The following is an 18,990-nucleotide window of genomic DNA, read 5'->3' as shown; positions in this document are numbered from 1 at the left end:
GTGGATCCATGGATGCCGCCCCCGACCGCGTCACGCAGATCCAAGCCGAATGGCGCCGCGAACGTCCCGACATCGACACGTTCCCCCAGGGCATCATCGGGCGTCTGCACCGCATCGGACTGCTCCTGGACCGCCGTCTCGATGAGGTCTACGCAAGCTTCGACCTCAGCTACGCCGAGTTCGACATCCTCGCGACCCTACGCCGCGCCGGTGCGCCCTACCAGCGGCGGGCCGGTGAGCTTGCCGACCACACGATGGTCACCAGCGGCGGCCTCACCAAACGCGTCGATCGCCTCATCGCCCGTGGGCTCGTCGAACGCCGCCCCGAAGCATCCGACGCGCGCGGCAGGCTCATTGGCCTGACGGATGCCGGACTCGCCCGCATCGACGAAGCCTTCACCGCGCACATGGCCGGCGAGCACCGCATCATCGAGGAGCTGGGGACGGATGCCGAAACACTCGCGCCGATTCTGCGCCGCTGGCTCGGCGTCCTGGAGCCACCCGCGTAAGAGTCAGGCAGCAAGCGCGAGATAGGGCTCCCACGACGGGTCGGTGCGATCGGTGCCGCGCACCGTCCACTGCGCTCCGCGCGGCGCTCCCGGCGTCAGGCGCAGCTCCCAACCCATCTCCTGCGGCGTGCGGTCACTCTTGAGGTTGTTGCACTTCAGGCAGCACGCCACGAGGTTCTCCCACGAGTCAGCGCCACCCCGAGAGCGCGGCAGGATGTGGTCGATCGTGGATGCCGATCTGCCGCAGTATCCGCAGCGATGCGCGTCTCGGCGAAGCACCCCGCGACGGGTCACCGGGATGGTGCGTCCGCCAGGAACCCGAACGTAGCGGCTGAGCAGGATCACCGCGGGCCGATCGTGCGCCCCGTCCGTACCCCAGACCGGATCCTCCGGGATGTGCTCGATGACGGTGGCTTTGTCGTTCATGACGAGCACGAGCGCCCGCTTGAACGACACGACGGCCAGCGGTTCGTAGCCCGCATTCAACACCAGAGTGCGCATTGCTGTCCTCTCGAACGGCCCGAGACGGCTTCCCGGGATTCTTCGACGTTCGACGTGATCAGAGCGCGCAAGGCATGAAAAAAGGCGCTGTCTCTACAGACAGCGCCCTGGAACCACAGCACAGCTGCGGTGTCCGAGAACATGATGCCGAAGGACGAGGCGCCCCAGTGCAACCGTGGTTCGGCTGCGCGGTGTGCTGCCCATCGGACTCTCTCCCGTTCTCTTACACGTCGCGATAAGGCTAATGCACCTCACGACACCCGAAGGTCAACGAGGGTGAACGGAACGTGGCGTGTCGAGGAACGAAACCGGCGCTCAGCCGGCGTTGGCGTTCAGCCACGCCATGGGGTCGACGAGCGCACCGCCGACTCGCACCTCGAAGTGAAGGTGGGTGGTCGTGGCAGATCCGGTCTGACCCATGAGACCGATCATCTGGCCGGCCGACACGGTCTGTCCGGCGCCCACGGTGCGGCTTCCCCAGATCATGTGCGCGTACAGAGTCGTGACAACCTGACCACCGATGACCGAGTCGATCACGACAGCGTTCCCGTAGCCGCCGAGGCCGTCCTGCGCGACACGCACGACTCCGTCGGCTGCCGCGAAGATCGGCGTTCCGCCCGAGTTGAGCATGTCGAGGCCGTTGTGGTTCGGACGCGTGGGTGTGCGGAACCCGTTGATCGCCCAGTCGCTGTGGAAGCTCGCCACGGGCCAGCGCACGGCCCCGGACCCCGGGGCCACCATGTTGATGTTGACCGATGCGGAACTGCTGGACGCGAGCGAAGCAGCCGCACGAGCCGCAGCGGCCGCAGCCTCTTCAGCCTTCTTCTTCTCGATCTCTTCGGGAGTGGTGGCCGAGTAGCTCTCGCGGTTGAGGTCGGTCGTCGCCGCATCCGACGCGATCACGATCGACTGCGCGTCGCCCTCGGCAACCTGCTGCAGGGTCACCGATTCATCGGGCTGCTGAAAGGACGCGTATGCCGGGAGGGCGACAGTGGCCACGAGGCCGCCGACGATCACGAGGGTTGCGACATTGCGAACCGGACCACGCACGCTCGCCTTGGGAGTACGGGCTGCCGGCCGGGCAACGGATGCCGCGGGTGCGGTCTTGCCTGCGGGCTTGTCGACGGCCCCGCGACGGATGCGGGCAAGACGCGAGGTCTTTCGGGTCGTCGCGGCCTCGGCATCCACCGCGGTCGAATCGTTCTCTTCAGCCAACTAAGTCCTCCGGCGCCTCTGCGCCGGAGCGCCGACTCGTCACGTTTCGGTGCGGAACCTGCGTTCCGCTCGATCACGGGGGTCACCGTTCGAATGACGAGCCGCGAGGCAATTCGATCGGGATCCGAGGTCGTGCTGGACTCGCTCGGACTGTTCGAGGCTACCCGAAGGTAACGAACATGTCACGCTGGCGGCCGGAGATAACCCCTCCGTGCGGGGTGGGGAGGAAGTGACGGACTGGCCGCAGTCAAACGCGGTCGTCGACGAGGAAGATATGCCCCGCGACCTCGACCGGCAGTTCGAGACCCTCGTCCGCGCCATCCATCTCAACAAGGACGTACCCCTCGTTGTAGCGATAGCTTCCGTGAGCCCCGGGCAGCACCCCGGCGCCCTTGAGCTGCTGCAGCAACTCGGGATCGACCTGAGCCGGCTCGGCAAGCCGACGGATTGTTCCCGTGATCGGCTCGCCTGCGGCATCGAGCTTGCGAACGAGCCCCACCACACCGGATTCGAACGTCAGCGCCGGAACATCACCGAGCTGATCGAGCCCCGGAATGGGGTTCCCGTAGGGCGACTCGGTGGGGTGATCGAGCAGCTCGACGAGCCGGCGCTCGACCTGCTCGCTCATGACGTGCTCCCACCGGCAGGCCTCATCGTGAACGTACGCCCAGTCGAGTCCGATGACGTCGGAAAGCAGTCGTTCGGCCAGGCGGTGCTTACGCATGACATCGATGGCCTTCTGGCGCCCGAGGTCGGTGAGCTCGAGGCTCCGATCCTCGGTGACGACGACCAGGCCGTCCCGCTCCATGCGTCCCACCGTCTGCGAAACCGTCGGGCCCGAGTGCCCGAGTCGCTCCGAGATCCGCGCCCGAAGCGGAGTGATGTTCTCTTCTTCGAGTTCGAGGATCGTACGGAGGTACATCTCCGTCGTATCGATGAGATCAGTCATGCGCAATCCTCGGGTCGGCATCCTCGTGGGGGTAAGACGAGCCTAGCCTTTTCCCGACCCCCGGTCCGGGCCGCACCCGGCGCAACCCTAGAATCGGGACATGGTCGAGTTGCCCCGAGAACTGCTTCCCGTTGACGGCCGATTCGGCTGCGGACCCTCCAAGGTCCGTGGCGCTCAGCTCGAAGCTCTCGTCACGCGTGGAGCATCCCTGCTGGGAACGTCGCACCGTCAGGCCCCGATCAAGAACCTGGTCGGGAGCACCCGCGAGGGTCTGGCCGATCTGCTGCGCGCCCCCGAGGGCTACGAGATCATCCTCGGCAACGGCGGCTCGACGGCATTCTGGGATGCCGCGGCTTTCGGCCTCATCGAGCGTCGCAGCCAGCACCTGACATTCGGGGAGTTTGGTTCGAAGTTCGCCGCGGCCGCGAAAGCCCCCTGGCTCGAGGCACCGGATGTCCGCAAGAGCGAGCCGGGCACCGGCGGGACCGCCGAACCGGTCGAGGGCGTGGATGTCTACGCGTGGCCGCACAACGAAACCTCGACAGGCGTCTCTGCTCCCGTCGCTCGCGTCGCCGGAGACCACGGCGCACTGACGGTCATCGATGCAACCAGCGCGGCCGGCGGTATCGACTTCGACGCCACCCAGGCCGACGTCTACTACTTCGCCCCGCAGAAGAACCTCGGTTCCGACGGTGGGCTCTGGTATGCCCTCGTCTCGCCTGCGGCAATCGAACGGATCGAGCGGATCGCGGCATCCGACCGTTACATCCCCGAGTTCTTGAGCCTGAAGAACGCGATCGACAACTCCCGGTTGAACCAGACACTCAACACTCCGGCGGTAGCTACCCTCCTCATGCTCGATGAGCAGGTGCGCTGGATCCTCGACAACGGCGGACTCGCATGGGCCGGAGCCAAGACTGCAGCAACCTCGGCGGCCCTGTACGCGTGGGCCGAGGCGACCGCCTACACGACCCCGTTCGTCACGAACCCCGCTGACCGCTCACCTGTCGTCGTCACGATCGACTTCGACGAAAGCGTGGATGCCGCAGCCATCGCCAAGAGCCTGCGTGAGAACGGCATCGTCGACACCGAGCCGTACCGCAAGCTCGGACGCAACCAGCTGCGCATCGCGACGTTCGTCTCGATCGATGAGGACGACGTGCGCCGGCTCATCGGGGCGATCGAGTACGCCGCCGAGCGGCTCTAGTCCTCGTCGGGGTCACCCTCGTCGTCACCCTCGTCCGGGTCGACGTCGGTGGCTTCGTCGTCAGCGTCGTCTTCGTCGTCCTCAGCGCCGTCTTCCTCAGCGTCCTCGTCGAGCTCATCGATGTCGACACCGTCGACGTCGCCGCTGTGCAAGAGCCGCGACCCGTCCTCGTCGAAGTCGTCAGCATCCAGATCATCAACGTCATCGAGGTCGTCGTCTTCGTCGTCGCCCTCGTCTCCGTCAGCCTCGTCGGAGTCGTCATCCTCGTCACCGGATGCCGCCTCTGCTGCCAACGCCGCCTGAGCTGCCTGGTAGTCAGCCAGACGCACCGCCCACGGCACCCATTCCGGCGCGAGCAGCGCATCCTCGCCGGGCAGAAGCTCAGCCTCGAGCACAGTGGTCTCTTCCTCGCCGACCCGGGCGACACTCACCGTCCAGAACCACCCGGGATACCCGCGCAGGGTCGTCTCGAACCGCAGCGAGACGACGCCGTCCGACTCCACGGTGTACCCGGCAGTCGGGCCCACGGTAGCCGCCGGAGTGATCTCGTGCAGTGCCGCGAGAGCGAGGTCGTGTGCGGCAAGCAGCGCCGGATCAGGCGTCGAGCTCATCGGCCACCTTGCGCAGCACGGCGGCGACCTTCGCACCGTGTGCACTGCTGGGGTAACGACCGCGCCGCAGGTCCCCACCGACACCATCGAGCAGTTTCACGAGATCCTCGATGATGATCGCCATGTCGTCGGCGGGCTTGCGGGAGCGCTTGGCGAGACTGGCGGGCGCCTCGAGCACCCGCACCGACAACGCCTGCGGGCCGCGCTTTCCGTCGGCGATACCGAATTCGAGGCGCGTGCCAGCCTTCACCGTGGCCCCAGCGGGCAGCGCGGTGGCATGAAGGAAGACATCCTGTCCTTCGTCGGAGGAGATGAAGCCGAAGCCCTTTTCCTCGTCGTAGAACCTGACCTTGCCGGTGGGCATGGGAAACCTCGTTCTGAACGGCGCCGCAGTTGGGCGGCAGAAGTGACGCAGGGACCGATCGATCCCCGGTTAAGCCTAGAGCACCGCGACGGAGTAGTCTGGGGCGGATGAGCACGCGAAGCCCTGGCAGCGACCTCCCGGTTCGCACGATCGACCGCGTGCTCGCGTCGATGTCTCTCGGGCTGCTGGCGCTCTCGGTTCTGTCGTTCTTCGCGATCCTCATCGGCTCCGCCTCGCACGCCGACTTCAGTACCGGGCTGTGGCCCGCTGTCGGCATCGTCGTCTACGTCGCACCGATCCTCGCGTTCGCGATGTTGCTGACGGTGCTCATCATGACGTTCGTGCGAAGGGCGCGGGCGAACCGGAGCCAATAGATGGCGGGCGACGAGCGCACACTCGCCACCTGGCTGGCATCGCTCGATGACAACGCCCTCGCTGATCTGTTCACCCGGCGTGGCGTCTCGCCCGCGGCATCCTGGCGCGACTTCTTCGATGCCGCCGAGGCGCTGCTCGATCCGGCGTCGATAGACCGGGCGCTGGCGCGGCTCGACCGTCGCGAACTGACCGCCCTCGTCGCCGCGGGCACGGATGATGTCGCCGCGCCGACCATCGTGGCCTGGGGATTGGCCCGGCCCGGCGGCGCGGTCTATGCCCCGGTGCAGGAGCGGATCGCTGCGGCCGCGAGCGGCTCCGGACTCGCGGATCCGCCCGCCGACGTGGCCGAGACCGCGAGCGCGTCGCCCGCCCCCGTCCCAGCTTCGGCGGCCGAGACCGCGAGCGCCGCAGAGCGGATCTTCACGGCATCCGCATCGCTGGCCGATGTGCTGTTGGCTGCCCTGCACGTTCCGCTGACTCTCACCGGCGCAGGCGCGGTCAGCGCTGCAGACCGCAAGCGCCTCACTGAGTCGGGCGCGATCGGCGCGCCCGAGGACCTCGACGATCTGATCGCCGCAGGTCTCGCCGCAGGACTGCTCACGCCGATCGGGCGGGAGCTCGTCGTCACCGCCACGGGCGAACAGTGGCTGGATGGCGGCACCGTCGCGCGGTGGGCGGCGATCGCCGACGGCTATCGTCGCAGTCTCCCAACGGGCCTGCGCACCCCGCGGGGTGGAATCGTCGGCCCTGCCGGCTGGGCGGGCACGTACCCGCTGAGCCCGGAATGGCCGGCGCGGGCTGCAGCGCTGCGACAGACGGCGCAGCGGTGGGGCATCCTCGCGGCAGAGGGAACGGTCCCGACTTGGTCACGTGGACTCATCGAGGGCACAGGTCTCGACACTGATGCGTTGCGCGATGCTCTTCCCGCCGAAATCGACCGGATCTACCTGCAGGCGGACCTGACCGCTGTCGCTCCCGGCCCACTCGCCCCCCGGCTCGACCTGCGCCTGCGCAGGATCGCGCGGCGCGAATCCCGTGCGCAGGCCTCGACGTACCGGTTCACGGCTGAGACGATCGGGGCCGGCCTCACCGACGGGGAGAGCGCCGATTCGATCCGCGACTTCCTGCGCGAGCTGTCGCTCACCGGCATCCCGCAACCGCTGGACTACGTCATCGACACGACAGCCTCCCGGCACGGTTCGGTCACAGTCCGCTCGGATGCCGCGAGCCCCAACACGATCGTCGAGAGCAGCGATCCGCACCTGCTCGATCTCGTCGTCATCGACCAGGCCCTGCGCCCCGTCGGCCTGGTGCGCCACGGCGATGTGCTCGTGAGCCGGGTCGGTCGTGATCACCTGTTCTGGGCACTGGCCGATGCGCGCTACCCCGTCGTCGCGCTCGACGAGCACGGAGCACCCGAGTCACTCCGACGCCGAACCGCGGCGCAGACTGCTTCCGCAGAACCGGCGGGCGACGTCTACGCGCGTCTCATCGGGTCGCTGCGCGCCTCGGGCGGCGACGGCGACGCCGCTTGGCTGGAGCGCGAGCTTGAGCAGGCGGTGCGCACGAAGTCGATCATCGTGGTCACGGCGCAGATCAGCGACGCCGAAACCCGCACGTTCACGCTGGAGGCCACGGGGCTCGGCGGCGGCCGGCTGCGGGGCAGAGACCGGGGCGCGGATGTCGAACGCACCCTCCCGATCTCGACCATCGTGAACGTCTCGCCGGCCTGAGAGCCGTCCGCCCCACCACCTCGCGGGTAGACTGGATCGCTATGGCTGACGGCCCTCTCATCGTGCAAAGCGACCGGACAGTGCTGCTTGAAGTGGCACATCCGGATGCCGAATCCGCACGCCACGAACTCGCGATCTTCGCCGAACTCGAGCGCGCTCCCGAGCACATCCACACGTACCGCATCACGCGGCTCGGCCTGTGGAATGCCCGGGCGGCCGGGCACACGGCCGAAGACATGCTGGGCACCCTCGACCGGTGGACACGCTTCCCGGTGCCGCCGTCGGTCGCTATCGACATCCGCGAAACGGTCGGCCGCTATGGCCGCCTCGTGATCGAGCGCGACACCGTCGACGGGTCCGAGGAGCCTGCGCTCGTGCTGCGGTCGACGGATGCCGCGGTGCTGGCCGAGGTCACGAAGAACAAGCGCATCCAGCCACTGCTGGTGGGGCATCCCGCCCCCGACACGTACGTCATCGACGCCTGGGCGCGGGGGCAGATCAAACAGGAGCTGCTGAAGATCGGCTGGCCCGCCGAAGACTTCGCTGGTTACACACCCGGAACGCCGCATCCGATCGACCTCGCCGAGCAGGACTGGCACCTGCGCCCCTACCAGCGGCAGGCTGTCGACGCGTTCACCGACGGAGGGTCGGGAGTCGTTGTGCTTCCCTGCGGCGCGGGCAAGACACTCGTCGGGGCAGGCGCGATGGCCGACACCAAGACGACAACGCTGATCCTGGTCACCAATACCGTCAGCGCGCGGCAGTGGCGCGACGAGCTGCTCAAGCGCACGAGCCTCACGCCCGAAGAGATCGGCGAGTATTCGGGGCAGGCCAAAGAGGTCAAGCCGGTCACGATCGCGACCTACCAGATCCTCACCGCCAAGCGGAAGGGACAGTACGCGCACCTCGCGCTGCTCGACGCCCTCGACTGGGGTCTCATCGTCTACGACGAGGTCCATCTGCTACCAGCCCCCGTCTTCAAGCTCACGGCCGACCTGCAGGCCCGTCGACGGCTGGGCCTCACGGCGACGCTCGTGCGCGAAGACGGCCGCGAGGGCGATGTGTTCAGCCTCATCGGCCCCAAGCGGTTCGATGCCCCCTGGAAAGAGATCGAGTCGCAGGGCTTCATCTCCCCCGCAGCCTGCTACGAGGTGCGCGTCGACCTTCCCGCCGGCGAACGGCTCGAGTACGCGGCGGCAGCAGATGACGAGCGGTACCGGCTCGCAGCCACAGCCCCGGCGAAGATCGGCGTCGTGAAGGATCTCGTGGCACGGCACGCCGGCGAACAGACCCTCGTGATCGGTCAGTACCTCGACCAGATTGACGAGATCGCGCAGGCGCTGGATGCCCCGCAGATCACGGGCGCAACCCCGGTCGATGAGCGCGAAGAGCTCTACCGCGGCTTCCGGGAGGGGAAAATTCCGGTGCTCGTGGTGTCGAAGGTCGCAAACTTCTCGGTGGACCTGCCCGAGGCATCCGTCGCCATCCAGGTGTCGGGATCGTTCGGGTCCCGACAGGAGGAGGCGCAGCGGCTCGGCCGACTCCTGCGCCCCAAACAGTCGGGCAATACTGCCAGCTTCTACACGCTCATCGCGCGCGACACGGTCGACCAGGACTTCGCGCAGAACCGGCAGCGGTTCCTCGCCGAACAGGGCTACAGCTACACGATCCTGGATGCCGACAAACTCGCGGCGTGACCTGCACAGTCCGGCATCCGTCTACCGCAGGTAGGCGATCTCGCCGAGGTCGGAGGATGCCTACCTGAACCGTCCTACACCGCGGGTTCCTCCTACGCCTGGGAGGGGGGAACCGCCGATCCGCGCGATATCCAGCATCCACACCAGGGGAATCACGATAATGGGGGCATGAGCGCACCCCGCATCCTCGTCGTCGACGACGAGCCGAACATCCGAGACCTGCTGATGACGAGCCTCAAGTTCGCCGGCTATCAGGTCAAGGCAGTCGCCAATGGCGCCTCGACGATCTCGGCAGTCCTCGAGGAGGAACCCGACCTCATCCTGCTCGATGTCATGCTTCCCGATATGAACGGATTCAGCGTCACCAAGCGCCTGCGCGGCGCCGGGTACACCGCCCCGATCCTGTTCCTCACGGCCAAGGACGAGACCGAAGACAAGATCACCGGCCTGAACGCCGGCGGCGACGACTACGTCACCAAGCCGTTCAGCCTCGATGAGATCGTCGCGCGCATCCAGGCGATTCTGCGCCGCACGATGCAAACCGACGAGGAGTCGGTCATCCGCGCCGGAGAACTGACGATGGATCAGGACACCCACGATGTCTCAGTCGGGGACGTCTCGATCGACCTCAGCCCAACCGAATTCAAGCTGCTGCGCTACCTGATGCTCAACCCGAACCGGGTGCTCTCGAAGTCGCAGATCCTCGACCATGTCTGGGAATACGACTTCAACGGGGATGCCGGCATCGTCGAGAGCTACATCTCGTACCTGCGCCGCAAGATCGACCCGTACTCGTCCGAGCCGCTCATCCAGACCAAGCGCGGGTTCGGCTACATGCTGAAGGCAGGCAAGTCGGCGTGAGGCATCCGTCGGAGTCGGCGTGAGCAGCACGACCGAGCGGACCGACGCCGTCACCGGGTGGTGGCGCAGCCTTAGCCTGCGCGCCAAGGTGACGGGCGTTGCCGTGTCGATCCTGGCTCTCGGGCTGATCGCGACCGGCATCGGAACGACGGTGTTCCTGCGCAGCCAACTCTTGGCGAGCGTCGACACGCAAGTCAGCGACCTAGCGGGTGCGGTAGGCGGCTTGTTCGCTATCGACACCTCTACCGGCCAAGTGGTCGTCCCCGACTCCCCACCGACCGAGTATTTCGTCGCCATCTACGATGCTGACGGAAACTACGTCGCTCAGGCCGGCGGCGGACGGCGCGACGCCAAGCCGGACTTCCCGGAGACGTTTCTTCCCTACGCGGATGCGTTTTCGCTGGCACAACAGCCGTTCGATCTGTCGAGCGAGTCCGACACCAGCACTTTCCGCGCGGCGGTCGCACCGGTGGAGATCCCCGGAACCTCGATCTTCTACACCCAGATGGTCGCTTTGCCGATGTCGACGGTGACCCAGACCCTCGCCACCTATCTGGGCATCTACAGCATCCTGTCGGTGATCACGATCGTGCTCGGCGCCGTCGCGATCCGGCTGCTGGTCACCCTTGCGTTCCGGAGTCTCACGCAGGTCGAGAACACCGCGATGGAGATCGCGGCAGGTGATTTCGGCCAGCGCATGACCGACATCGCCCCCGCCACCGAGGTTGGAAGACTCAAGACCGCTATCAACGCCATGCTCGGGCGCATCGATGCCGCGCTGGCGCAGCGAGACGCCACGGTGCGCCAGATGCGCCGGTTCGTCGGCGACGCGTCGCACGAACTGCGGACGCCCCTCGTCACCGTCCGCGGCTACGCGGAGCTGTACCGGATGGGAGCCATCCGCACCGACCAGGATGTCGCACAGTCGATGGAGCGGATCGAGAAAGAAGCCATGCGCATGGGCCTGCTCGTCGAAGACCTGCTTGCCCTTGCCCGGCTCGATGAACGCCGAGACATCCAGTTCGCCCCAGTCGATCTGCGGCCGCTCGCGCGCGATGCAGCCCTCGACGTGCGCGCTGCCGCTCCCCAGCGGCCGGTCGCAGTCATCGATACGACCATCGTCGAGCCGACCGAACAGCGGCCGCCACAGACCGAAACCGACACCCTTGAGACACCCAAACGGCCACGGTCGGCCTTCAGCCGCGCGGGCTCCATCCTGCTGCGCCGCCGCCCGAGGGATGCGCGCGGCACCGCGCCGACCACCGAGCAGATCGTCATCGGGCCACTGGACCTCGGGCCGTCATCGTCGGCGCCTGTCGCGCTCCCCCCGATCGTGCTCGGCGAAGAGAACCGCATCCGTCAGGTGATCACGAACCTCATCGGGAACGCTCGCCGTTTCACCGCCGACGACTCTCCCATCGAGCTGCGCATCGGGGTGGATGCCGCGGCGCAGTCCGGTTGGATCGAGATCGTCGACCACGGTGAAGGCGTGCCGGACCAGATCAAAGACAAGATCTTCCAGCGGTTCTGGCGCGCCGACAACTCGCGCACGCGCGAGACCGGCGGGTCCGGACTCGGGCTGTCGATCGTCGCTTCCATCGTGGAATCGCTCCACGGCTCGGTCCGCGTCATGGACACTCCCTGTGGCGGCGCCACATTCCGCGTCGGATTCCCTCTCGCCAGGCATCTTGACCCAGCCGAGCATGCCTTGCTCGAAACGCAGCCGCTGGACCGCCTGCCGGCTGATCTGCGGAGCGACCCCCCGGCCTGAGCACCGCGCACCGAGTTCTCCTCCCCAAAAGGGGCTCAGCCGTGGCCTCTGTGAACAGGGGGTCCGCCGCCGCGCACACGCGAGCCGCGACCGTAGCGTGTCACCTACACTCACGACACCGGGAGGTTCTTGTGGCCGTCTATTCCGTCGACAGCGACGCAGTTTTTGCCGCAACGGCAGGTGTGCGGGCCACCGCAGACCGCGTCCGCGCAGAAACGCACACCATGCTCGCCCAGCTCACCGGCCTGCAGTCGCACTGGACCGGGGCGGCATCTCTTGCCTTCGCCGGCGTCATCGACCAGTGGCGCGCAGCCAACGCTCAGGTGGAGGAGGCCCTCAGCGCAATCGGCGTCGCCCTGGAAGCGGCAGGACACCAGTACGCGGATGCCGAGCAGATGACCCTCGGCCTGTTCCGCTGATCGCACCGAAAACGACCGAAGGCCCCTCCACGTGGGAGGGGCCTTCGGTGTGAAATGCAGCCGGACTCAGAAGTCCATGCCACCCGACGGGTCGGCGGGCATGGCCGGAGCCTTCTCGGGCTTGTCGGCGACGACGGCCTCGGTCGTCAGGAACAGGCCCGCGATCGACGCGGCGTTCTGCAGCGCGGAGCGCGTGACCTTCGCCGGGTCGATGATGCCCTGAGCGAAGAGGTCGCCGTACTCGCCAGTAGCGGCGTTCAGGCCGTGACCTGCGGGCAGCTCCGACACCTTGTTCGCGACGACACCCGGCTCGAGACCGGCGTTGAGTGCGATCTGCTTGAGCGGAGCCTCGATGGCGACCTTGACGATGTTCGCGCCGGTTGCCTCGTCACCGCTGAGCTCGAGCGAGCCGAGCGCCTTGGTGCCGGCCTGGATGAGCGCGACGCCACCACCGGGGACGATGCCCTCCTCGACGGCAGCCTTCGCGTTGCGAACGGCGTCCTCGATACGGTGCTTGCGCTCCTTGAGCTCGACCTCGGTAGCCGCTCCGGCCTTGATGACCGCAACGCCACCGGCGAGCTTCGCCAGGCGCTCCTGCAGCTTCTCACGGTCGTAGTCGCTGTCGGTGTTGTCGATCTCGCGACGGATCTGGGTCACGCGACCCTCGATGAGCGCGGCGTCGCCGGCACCCTCGACGATCGTGGTCTCGTCCTTGGTGATGATGACCTTGCGCGCACGGCCGAGCAGGTCCAGGGTCGCGTTCTCGAGCTTGAGGCCCACCTCTTCGGTGATGACCTGGCCACCCGTGAGGATCGCGATGTCCTGCAGCTGAGCCTTGCGGCGGTCGCCGAAGCCGGGAGCCTTGACGGCAGCCGACTTGAAGATGCCACGGATCTTGTTGAGCACGAGGGTCGCGAGAGCCTCACCCTCGACATCCTCAGCGATGATCAGGAGCTCCTTGCCGTCCTGGATCACCTTGTCGACGATCGGCAGCAGGTCCTTGATGTTCGAGATCTTCTGGTTGGCGATCAGGATGTAGGGGTCTTCGAAGACCGCTTCCTGACGCTCCGGGTCGGTCACGAAGTAGGGGTTCAGGTAGCCCTTGTCGAAGCGCATACCTTCGGTCAGCTCGAGCTCGGTGCCGAACGTGTTCGACTCCTCGACGGTGACGACGCCTTCCTTGCCCACCTTGTCGATGGCCTCGGCGATCAGGGCGCCGATCTCGGGGTCAGCGGCGGAGATCGACGCGGTAGCGGCGATCTGCTCCTTGGACTCGACTTCCTTCGCACCAGCGAGCAGCTCGTCGGTGACAGCCTTGACGGCCTTCTCGATGCCCTTCTTGAGCGAAATCGGGTCGGCGCCGGCCGCGACGTTGCGCAGGCCCTCGCGCACGAGCGCCTGGGCGAGCACGGTTGCGGTCGTGGTGCCGTCACCGGCGACGTCGTCGGTCTTCTTGGCGACTTCCTTGACGAGTTCCGCGCCGATCTTCTCGTACGGGTCCTCGAGCTCGATCTCCTTGGCGATCGAAACGCCGTCGTTCGTGATCGTGGGGGCTCCCCACTTCTTCTCGAGCACGACGTTGCGGCCGCGGGGGCCGAGCGTCACCTTGACGGCGTCGGCGAGGGTGTTCAGGCCGCGCTCGAGGCCGCGACGGGCCTCCTCGTCGAAAGCGATCATCTTTGCCATGTGTGTCGTCCCTCCCGGACGGGGCTAGGTCTTAGCACTCACCGATCTGGAGTGCTAACCCATTCTGGCACTCGCCCATGGGGAGTGCAAGCCGCGCACGACGAAGACGACGAAGAGACGGATGCCGCGGCATCCGTCTCTTCTGAAACCTGGTCGACGCGGTGGCTAGACCACCCGCACCGACTCCGCCTGCGGGCCCTTCTGGCCCGTCCCGACGGTGAATTCGACCTTCTGTCCCTCTTCGAGAACGCGGAAACCGGTCATGTCGATGTTCGAGTAGTGGACGAACACGTCTTGACCGTCATCGACGGTGATGAAGCCGTATCCCTTCTCGGCGTTGAACCACTTGACGGTGCCTTGGGCCATGGGTACTCCTGATGCTGGTAGGACACCGTCATCGTATGCACCGGAATCGACCCGAAACGGTCGTAGGACGAAGTATTGACACGCGCGTCTTCACCTTGTTACGGCCCGGAAACACGCGGGCCGCGCGGGTCAGGCCGTGGGCTCGGGAGTGGGCGCACCGGCCGCGGTGCGGTCGAGGCCGATGACGATCGTGAGCTGCTTCGTGGCGCCTTCGTCGACCTCGGTTGCGGGGTCGTCGGTCGGTTGATAAATGTCGCTCTGGGCCACTGCCGCGCCGCCGATCACGTTAGCGAGGCCCAACGCCGCGGCGTAGTCAGCATCCGTCGCATAGTAGACCGTCGTCTCGGGGAAGTCGTCGGTCCCGGCCTGCCCCGCCAGGACGGTGTCGGGGACCCACCCGGCGGCGATGAGCTGGTCTTTCAGCTGCGTGGCAAGGCCGGTCTCTGGCGTCGCGTTGAGGATCAGAACCGAGTAGGACGTGTCGACGACGGGGTCCACGGTGACCGTCGGGGTGGGCTCGGGAGTGGGCTCAGGAAACAGCACGATGCGCCCAAAAACCACGAACATCGCGAAGATCCCCACCGCGATCAGGATGACAGTGGCAAGCGCCGCCCAGAAGAAGACGACTCCGCCGCGCATGTGCGGCTGCTCCGCACGGTGTGCACCGACTCGACCGACATCCTCGGGCAGGTCGTCGAATCGATCGCGCGGGAACTCGGAGTTCGGCATCAGACGATCGTACCGATGCCGCCGAGGGAAACTGTGCGCGGGCGGGCGCCAGGCTCGCCACTGGCCGCACCGGATCGATTGCTGCCACGGCCGTGCTCGCGGAGTCGGCGAAGTCGGCCCATCAGCAGCGGATCGTATGCCTGCGCATCGACCGAATCCAGCATCCGAACCAGCAACTGGTAATACCGAGCGGGCGACATGCCGAGCGTCTGGCGGATCTGTTCTTCTTTCGCCCAGCCCCGCAACCGACACGACGACTCGAAGTCGAGAATCGCGCGCTCACGCTCGTTCAGGGGCACGGTGAGAGGTTATCGGCGAGCACCGACATCCGGCGCGCGCCACTCCACCCATCCGCCGAGTGGGTCGACGACGGCGAGCGCGCGCTCGTCCATACCCAGGACGAAGCCGGGCCGGCCCGCGGCATCCGCGCCCCAGCGATCGTGGAGCCCGGGCGGATCGATGGAGATCCAGTGTGTACCGGGGCGTGCGGCGCGAAGTGCGTCTATGTGCTCGAAGACCCGCGTGCGTCCGGCTCTGGCGATGTGGGGAAGCACGCCCGGGGTGGTCACGACCAGCGTGGCGTCGCCAGGTGCTTCGGCGGCGAGCTGCGCGAGCAGGCCGTCGGCGGTGGCATCTCCTGAAATGAGCGTCGGGGGGTCCGCACGCACGACGTCGAGCGCCGCGACGATCCGCTCGCGTCGCCCCTCCTCCCCCGGCCAGACCAGCGAGGTCAGGAAGCGACGGTCGGCCTCGGATGCCGCATCCAGCGGCGCCAGGTCGATACCGGCACGCCACACGACCTCGGGCAGGTGCAGACTCGGCAGACCCCGGGCGCTGCTTCGAAGCACGACAGGTGATTGACCACCGGCCGGGTCGAGGTCTTGTCCACTCTCGTACCGGTATGAGTAGCGATCGGGGTAGAGACACAGGCCGGCGCTCGCGCCGACCTCGAGAAGCGCAATCGGGCCGTCGATGAGGCTCAGCGCGGGCAGCAGAGCTGCGCATCGCAGCGGTTCGTTGGTCTGCAGACCGCGCGCAGCACACTCCGCCGCTACGCCGTCGATGTTCGCCGCCAGCCACTGCGACCAGGCTGCATACCCGCCTTCGGTCGCGCCCAGCATCCGGGTCACCGCGAACACGAGCGGAGGCTGACGCCGCCCCTCGGGGATACGTGCGAGCAGGCGCTGCGCGTCAGGATCGGCCGCGACGCCCCTGGCCCATTCCTCATATACGTCAGAGCGCCCCGGCGCCTCCTGCGTTGCGAAGCGGCGATAGCGTTCCGCGACACGGCCGGCCTCCGCATCCGGGGATGACACCATGCCCCCATTGTGGAACAGTCCGTCGCCACTTCGTGTTGACTTGTGGTGAGGAGGAGCAATGTCCTATCGCACCGAGAAGTCCGAGTCCGAGTGGCGCGCAGAGCTCAGCGCCGACCAGTACGCGGTTTTGCGCGAAGCGGCAACCGAGCGTCCCTGGACCGGTGAACTGCTCGACGAGAGTCGAGCCGGTCTGTACGCCTGCGCTGCGTGCGGCAACGAGCTGTTCAAGAGCGGCACGAAGTTCGACTCGCACTGCGGGTGGCCGAGCTTCTACGAGTCGGTTCGCCCCGAGGCTGTCGAACTCATCGAGGACCGCAGCCACGGCATGGTGCGCACCGAGGTGCGGTGCTCCCAGTGCGGATCCCACCTCGGCCACGTGTTCCCCGATGGATTCGGCACGCCCACCGGCGACCGGTACTGCATGAACTCGATCGCCCTGACCTTCACGCCCGAAGAGTCCTGACCGTCCGTCACCTCACGCGCGCGCTCCGGGCCGCGTGTGAGGCCACGGCACAACCACGATGGCGACCGACGCTACGGCGATGAGAGCCACCAGCACCTCGTGCCCGAGGCCGGGGCTTGCGGGCGCCGGCCAAAACGCGTCAAGAACAAGAGCAGTCGCCAGCTGGCCGACCACCGAGCCAAGCACGAGCAACAGCACGCCCGTGCGGCGGACGAGAGCTGCCGACAGCAGGATGTACCCGACCCCCAGCGCGCCGCCCGCATAGGGCCACGGATCGCTCGGCCACCGCTCCGGCAACCCCACGATCGCCACGTGGACAGCGGCGATCAGCACGAGCGCGATCGTTCCGCCAAGAAAGTTGACGGCGGTCGCAGCTATCGCTGAGCCGGTCGCGCCGCGAAGCTGACCGTTCGTGGCCTGCTGCCAGGCGACGCCGCCCCCGGCGAGGAACGGCAGGAGCAGCATCCACCAGGGCACCCCAGTGAGGTTCCCCCCGGTCACCGAGATCCCGACGGCGAGCAGGGCGACAGCGCCGCCGATAACCCGCCGGATCGTGACCGGGACCACGCCGGACGGCCCGTAACCGACCCGGTCGATCACGATGCCGAAGACGATCTGGCCGGCGACGAATCCGACCGTGAACAGCGACACCCCGATGATGCCGGCCGTGATGCTCTGGCTGGATACCGTGAAGGCTCCCGCGAGGCCGCCCGCCAGCATCCACCACCGGATGCCGCCAGCGCTGATGCCGTCCCGTAACGCGCGGATCCCTCGACGGCCCGCGGGCGTCAACGCCGCGATGACGGTGATGAGCACGAGGCCGGAACCGAACGAGAACGCCGCGGCGAGAGTGCTGTCGTCGATGCGATGACCGAGTTGGCCGTTAGCTCGCACCTGAAGGGCGGTGAGGGCACCGACGAGGGCAGTACCGAGAAGCCCGAGGGCCGTCGCTGCTCTGCCGGACGTCACCGGTTCATTCTGCCGGACGGGGCGCGTGTGGAGCCGACGACGGGACGTGAACCCGTAACCGCCCGATGACAACGTCCGGTCGGCATCCGATTGCGACACCCGCTGAGCATAGAAGTGCGTGGAGCCGACGACGGGACTTGAACCCGTAACCGCCCGATTACAAGTCGGGTGCGCTACCAATTGCGCCACGTCGGCAGAGCGCCCAGTCTATCGGGGCTCCGAGGTGCTCCCCGTCTCAGGGAGTGGGCGTCGGTGTCGGCGACGACGTCTGATAGTAAGCGTCGGAGTCGATCGTCAACACGAACTGGGCAAACTCCTTCGGGTCATCGAGCGCCCCGACATAGACCGAGCCGTTGACGAGCACGAGCGGTGTGCCGGTGAGTTGGACGCCCTCGGTGTCGGGGATCTCCTCGACCGCGCGCTCGGTTGCCTTCTTCGCCCACGAGAGGAAGTCGCCGTCCTCGATGCAGGCCCGCACGACCTTGGGGTTCGACACCCCGGATGCCTGCGCGATGTCGGCCAGTTCGGTGTCGGAGTACCCGTCGGCGTCGACATCCGGCTGCTGCTCCAGCAACGCGTTGTTGAACTTGAAGAACGCGTCTGATGCGTGGGTGGCGACGCACGCTGACGCTGCTGCGGCGCGCAGCGAGTACTTCGTGCCGTTGGACTTCGCCGTGAGCATCGCGACCGGGTAGTACGTCAGGCTGACCGCACCCTCGTCGACCCAGGTCGACAGCTGCGCCGCGTTGGCGAGCTGGAACTCGGCTGAGCCGGTTGAGAGGTAGTCGACATAGACCCGGATCTCGATTTCGGGCGCCTCGGTGACAACAGGGGTCGGCTCGGGGGTCGCAGCGCTTGTCGCCCCGGCCTCAGTGGACGTGCTGTCGTCGACGCCCTCTTGCGCGATGACCGCACCGTCGACGTCGGTCACCGCGAAACCGTCGGCCTTGGCAGCAGCGGGGCTGAGCGCGCTCGTCGAGGTTGTCGAGGTCACCGCCCAGGTGACCGAGACGGCGACGACGGCGACCACAGCGACGATTCCGACGCCGATGATTCCGGCACGGATGCGGCGCGCTCGCGTCTGCTTCGCGTGAACCTTCTGCGCCTTCTCGCGGACCGCTTCGCGGCGGTCGCGAGCCTCGGGCGCCGTGGGCTGCTCACCGCTGGGCGTCTGATCGCTCGACATGAAACCTCTTCACACAACAAGGGGTCGGGCTGTACCCGACAGGGGGCCGTGGCGTTGGCC

General features: G+C 67.2%; 21 protein-coding genes and 1 tRNA gene. 9 read left to right on the top strand and 13 right to left on the bottom strand.

All coding sequences use genetic code 11. The annotated features are described in order from the left end of the window. Positions 1-8 precede the first annotated feature (8 nt). Positions 9-509 carry a MarR family winged helix-turn-helix transcriptional regulator gene (locus LL236_RS00630; protein ID WP_228176873.1) on the top strand — a complete coding sequence of 167 codons (501 nt, stop codon included), beginning with the start codon at positions 9-11 and terminating at the stop codon, positions 507-509. Positions 510-512: 3 nt separating this feature from the next. Here LL236_RS00630 and LL236_RS00625 read toward each other — a convergent pair whose 3' ends face one another. The 3 genes from LL236_RS00625 to LL236_RS00615 form a co-directional block, all read right to left on the bottom strand. Next, positions 513-1,010 carry an HNH endonuclease gene (locus LL236_RS00625; RefSeq protein WP_228176872.1) on the bottom strand — a complete coding sequence of 166 codons (498 nt, stop codon included), beginning with the start codon at positions 1,008-1,010 and terminating at the stop codon, positions 513-515. A 315-nt stretch (positions 1,011-1,325) separates the two neighbouring features. Next, positions 1,326-2,225 (bottom strand): M23 family metallopeptidase, encoded by a 900-nt coding sequence (locus tag LL236_RS00620; RefSeq protein ID WP_228176871.1) that lies wholly within the window; start codon positions 2,223-2,225, stop codon positions 1,326-1,328. Positions 2,226-2,472: 247 nt separating this feature from the next. Then, a complete protein-coding gene (locus tag LL236_RS00615; RefSeq protein WP_228176870.1) occupies positions 2,473-3,174 on the bottom strand; it encodes a metal-dependent transcriptional regulator in 702 nt (233 codons plus the stop codon). Between the two features lie 100 nt (positions 3,175-3,274). On the opposite strand from LL236_RS00615, the gene serC reads away from it, so the two are divergent. Continuing rightward, positions 3,275-4,381, top strand: coding sequence for a phosphoserine transaminase (gene serC, locus LL236_RS00610; protein WP_228176869.1), 1,107 nt, complete (start codon positions 3,275-3,277; stop codon positions 4,379-4,381). Here the strand turns inward: serC and LL236_RS00605 are convergent. Further along, positions 4,378-4,992 carry a DUF3027 domain-containing protein gene (locus tag LL236_RS00605; protein WP_228176868.1) on the bottom strand — a complete coding sequence of 205 codons (615 nt, stop codon included), beginning with the start codon at positions 4,990-4,992 and terminating at the stop codon, positions 4,378-4,380. The genes serC and LL236_RS00605 overlap by 4 nt on opposite strands. After that, entirely contained in the window at positions 4,976-5,356 is a 381-nt protein-coding gene (locus tag LL236_RS00600) for a cold-shock protein (RefSeq protein WP_228176867.1), read from the bottom strand. The genes LL236_RS00605 and LL236_RS00600 overlap by 17 nt, the downstream gene beginning before the upstream one ends. A 107-nt stretch (positions 5,357-5,463) precedes the next feature. On the opposite strand from LL236_RS00600, the gene LL236_RS00595 reads away from it, so the two are divergent. The 6 genes from LL236_RS00595 (at position 5,464) to LL236_RS00570 (ending at position 12,212) form a co-directional block, all read left to right on the top strand. After that, positions 5,464-5,730, top strand: coding sequence for a multidrug ABC transporter ATPase (locus tag LL236_RS00595; protein ID WP_228176866.1), 267 nt, complete (start codon positions 5,464-5,466; stop codon positions 5,728-5,730). Beyond that, positions 5,731-7,464, top strand: a complete 1,734-nt coding sequence (locus LL236_RS00590) for a helicase-associated domain-containing protein (protein WP_228176865.1) — start codon at positions 5,731-5,733, stop codon at positions 7,462-7,464. It abuts the gene before it with no gap. Between the two features lie 41 nt (positions 7,465-7,505). Beyond that, complete coding sequence (locus LL236_RS00585; protein ID WP_228176864.1) at positions 7,506-9,161, top strand: DNA repair helicase XPB; 1,656 nt, start codon at positions 7,506-7,508, stop codon at positions 9,159-9,161. A gap of 168 nt (positions 9,162-9,329) precedes the next feature. Further along, positions 9,330-10,022 (top strand): response regulator transcription factor, encoded by a 693-nt coding sequence (locus LL236_RS00580; RefSeq protein WP_228176863.1) that lies wholly within the window; start codon positions 9,330-9,332, stop codon positions 10,020-10,022. Between the two features lie 19 nt (positions 10,023-10,041). Further along, positions 10,042-11,793, top strand: coding sequence for a sensor histidine kinase (locus LL236_RS00575; RefSeq protein WP_228176862.1), 1,752 nt, complete (start codon positions 10,042-10,044; stop codon positions 11,791-11,793). Positions 11,794-11,924: 131 nt separating this feature from the next. After that, complete coding sequence (locus tag LL236_RS00570; RefSeq protein WP_228176861.1) at positions 11,925-12,212, top strand: WXG100 family type VII secretion target; 288 nt, start codon at positions 11,925-11,927, stop codon at positions 12,210-12,212. A gap of 66 nt (positions 12,213-12,278) precedes the next feature. On the opposite strand, the gene groL is transcribed toward LL236_RS00570, so the two are convergent. From groL to LL236_RS00545, 5 genes are all read right to left on the bottom strand, one after another. Beyond that, entirely contained in the window at positions 12,279-13,898 is a 1,620-nt protein-coding gene (gene groL / locus LL236_RS00565; RefSeq protein WP_228176860.1) for a chaperonin GroEL, read from the bottom strand. Between the two features lie 165 nt (positions 13,899-14,063). Further along, entirely contained in the window at positions 14,064-14,264 is a 201-nt protein-coding gene (locus tag LL236_RS00560) for a cold-shock protein (protein WP_228176859.1), read from the bottom strand. Between the two features lie 129 nt (positions 14,265-14,393). Then, the gene (locus tag LL236_RS00555) at positions 14,394-14,993 is read right to left on the bottom strand and encodes a LytR C-terminal domain-containing protein (RefSeq protein ID WP_228176858.1); all 600 of its coding nucleotides are present in this window, start codon (positions 14,991-14,993) and stop codon (positions 14,394-14,396) included. Then, positions 14,993-15,292, bottom strand: coding sequence for a DUF3263 domain-containing protein (locus LL236_RS00550; RefSeq protein WP_228176857.1), 300 nt, complete (start codon positions 15,290-15,292; stop codon positions 14,993-14,995). Before LL236_RS00550 ends, LL236_RS00555 begins: the two co-directional genes overlap by 1 nt. Before the next feature lie 9 nt (positions 15,293-15,301). Continuing rightward, positions 15,302-16,312 (bottom strand): DUF2332 domain-containing protein, encoded by a 1,011-nt coding sequence (locus LL236_RS00545; protein ID WP_228176856.1) that lies wholly within the window; start codon positions 16,310-16,312, stop codon positions 15,302-15,304. 58 nt (positions 16,313-16,370) lie between these two features. On the opposite strand from LL236_RS00545, the gene msrB reads away from it, so the two are divergent. Further along, complete coding sequence (gene msrB / locus LL236_RS00540; protein ID WP_228176855.1) at positions 16,371-16,775, top strand: peptide-methionine (R)-S-oxide reductase MsrB; 405 nt, start codon at positions 16,371-16,373, stop codon at positions 16,773-16,775. Positions 16,776-16,787: 12 nt separating this feature from the next. On the opposite strand, the gene LL236_RS00535 is transcribed toward msrB, so the two are convergent. The 3 genes from LL236_RS00535 to LL236_RS00525 form a co-directional block, all read right to left on the bottom strand. Next, positions 16,788-17,744 (bottom strand): DMT family transporter, encoded by a 957-nt coding sequence (locus tag LL236_RS00535; RefSeq protein WP_228176854.1) that lies wholly within the window; start codon positions 17,742-17,744, stop codon positions 16,788-16,790. Between the two features lie 119 nt (positions 17,745-17,863). After that, positions 17,864-17,939 (bottom strand) — tRNA-Thr (locus LL236_RS00530). A gap of 40 nt (positions 17,940-17,979) precedes the next feature. Then, the gene (locus LL236_RS00525) at positions 17,980-18,930 is read right to left on the bottom strand and encodes a DsbA family protein (protein WP_228176853.1); all 951 of its coding nucleotides are present in this window, start codon (positions 18,928-18,930) and stop codon (positions 17,980-17,982) included. Positions 18,931-18,990: the final 60 nt, after the last annotated feature.

The sequence above is a fragment of the Microbacterium schleiferi genome, from assembly GCF_020781975.1.
In the GTDB taxonomy this organism is placed as follows: domain Bacteria; phylum Actinomycetota; class Actinomycetes; order Actinomycetales; family Microbacteriaceae; genus Microbacterium.
Note: the sequence above shows the minus strand (reverse complement) of the source record. Positions and strands in the feature narration are given on the sequence as shown.

What these genes read in the sequence shown, in the direction of transcription:
- LL236_RS00630 (WP_228176873.1), top strand. Translation starts at nt 9, where the DNA reads ATGGATGCCGCCCCCGACCGCGTCACGCAGATCCAAGCCGAATGGCGC.
- LL236_RS00625 (WP_228176872.1), bottom strand. Translation starts at nt 1,010, where the DNA reads ATGCGCACTCTGGTGTTGAATGCGGGCTACGAACCGCTGGCCGTCGTG.
- LL236_RS00615 (WP_228176870.1), bottom strand. Translation starts at nt 3,174, where the DNA reads ATGACTGATCTCATCGATACGACGGAGATGTACCTCCGTACGATCCTC.
- serC (WP_228176869.1), top strand. Translation starts at nt 3,275, where the DNA reads ATGGTCGAGTTGCCCCGAGAACTGCTTCCCGTTGACGGCCGATTCGGC.
- LL236_RS00605 (WP_228176868.1), bottom strand. Translation starts at nt 4,992, where the DNA reads ATGAGCTCGACGCCTGATCCGGCGCTGCTTGCCGCACACGACCTCGCT.
- LL236_RS00600 (WP_228176867.1), bottom strand. Translation starts at nt 5,356, where the DNA reads ATGCCCACCGGCAAGGTCAGGTTCTACGACGAGGAAAAGGGCTTCGGC.
- LL236_RS00595 (WP_228176866.1), top strand. Translation starts at nt 5,464, where the DNA reads ATGAGCACGCGAAGCCCTGGCAGCGACCTCCCGGTTCGCACGATCGAC.
- LL236_RS00590 (WP_228176865.1), top strand. Translation starts at nt 5,731, where the DNA reads ATGGCGGGCGACGAGCGCACACTCGCCACCTGGCTGGCATCGCTCGAT.
- LL236_RS00585 (WP_228176864.1), top strand. Translation starts at nt 7,506, where the DNA reads ATGGCTGACGGCCCTCTCATCGTGCAAAGCGACCGGACAGTGCTGCTT.
- LL236_RS00580 (WP_228176863.1), top strand. Translation starts at nt 9,330, where the DNA reads ATGAGCGCACCCCGCATCCTCGTCGTCGACGACGAGCCGAACATCCGA.
- groL (WP_228176860.1), bottom strand. Translation starts at nt 13,898, where the DNA reads ATGGCAAAGATGATCGCTTTCGACGAGGAGGCCCGTCGCGGCCTCGAG.
- LL236_RS00560 (WP_228176859.1), bottom strand. Translation starts at nt 14,264, where the DNA reads ATGGCCCAAGGCACCGTCAAGTGGTTCAACGCCGAGAAGGGATACGGC.
- LL236_RS00555 (WP_228176858.1), bottom strand. Translation starts at nt 14,993, where the DNA reads ATGCCGAACTCCGAGTTCCCGCGCGATCGATTCGACGACCTGCCCGAG.
- LL236_RS00545 (WP_228176856.1), bottom strand. Translation starts at nt 16,312, where the DNA reads ATGGTGTCATCCCCGGATGCGGAGGCCGGCCGTGTCGCGGAACGCTAT.
- msrB (WP_228176855.1), top strand. Translation starts at nt 16,371, where the DNA reads ATGTCCTATCGCACCGAGAAGTCCGAGTCCGAGTGGCGCGCAGAGCTC.
- LL236_RS00525 (WP_228176853.1), bottom strand. Translation starts at nt 18,930, where the DNA reads ATGTCGAGCGATCAGACGCCCAGCGGTGAGCAGCCCACGGCGCCCGAG.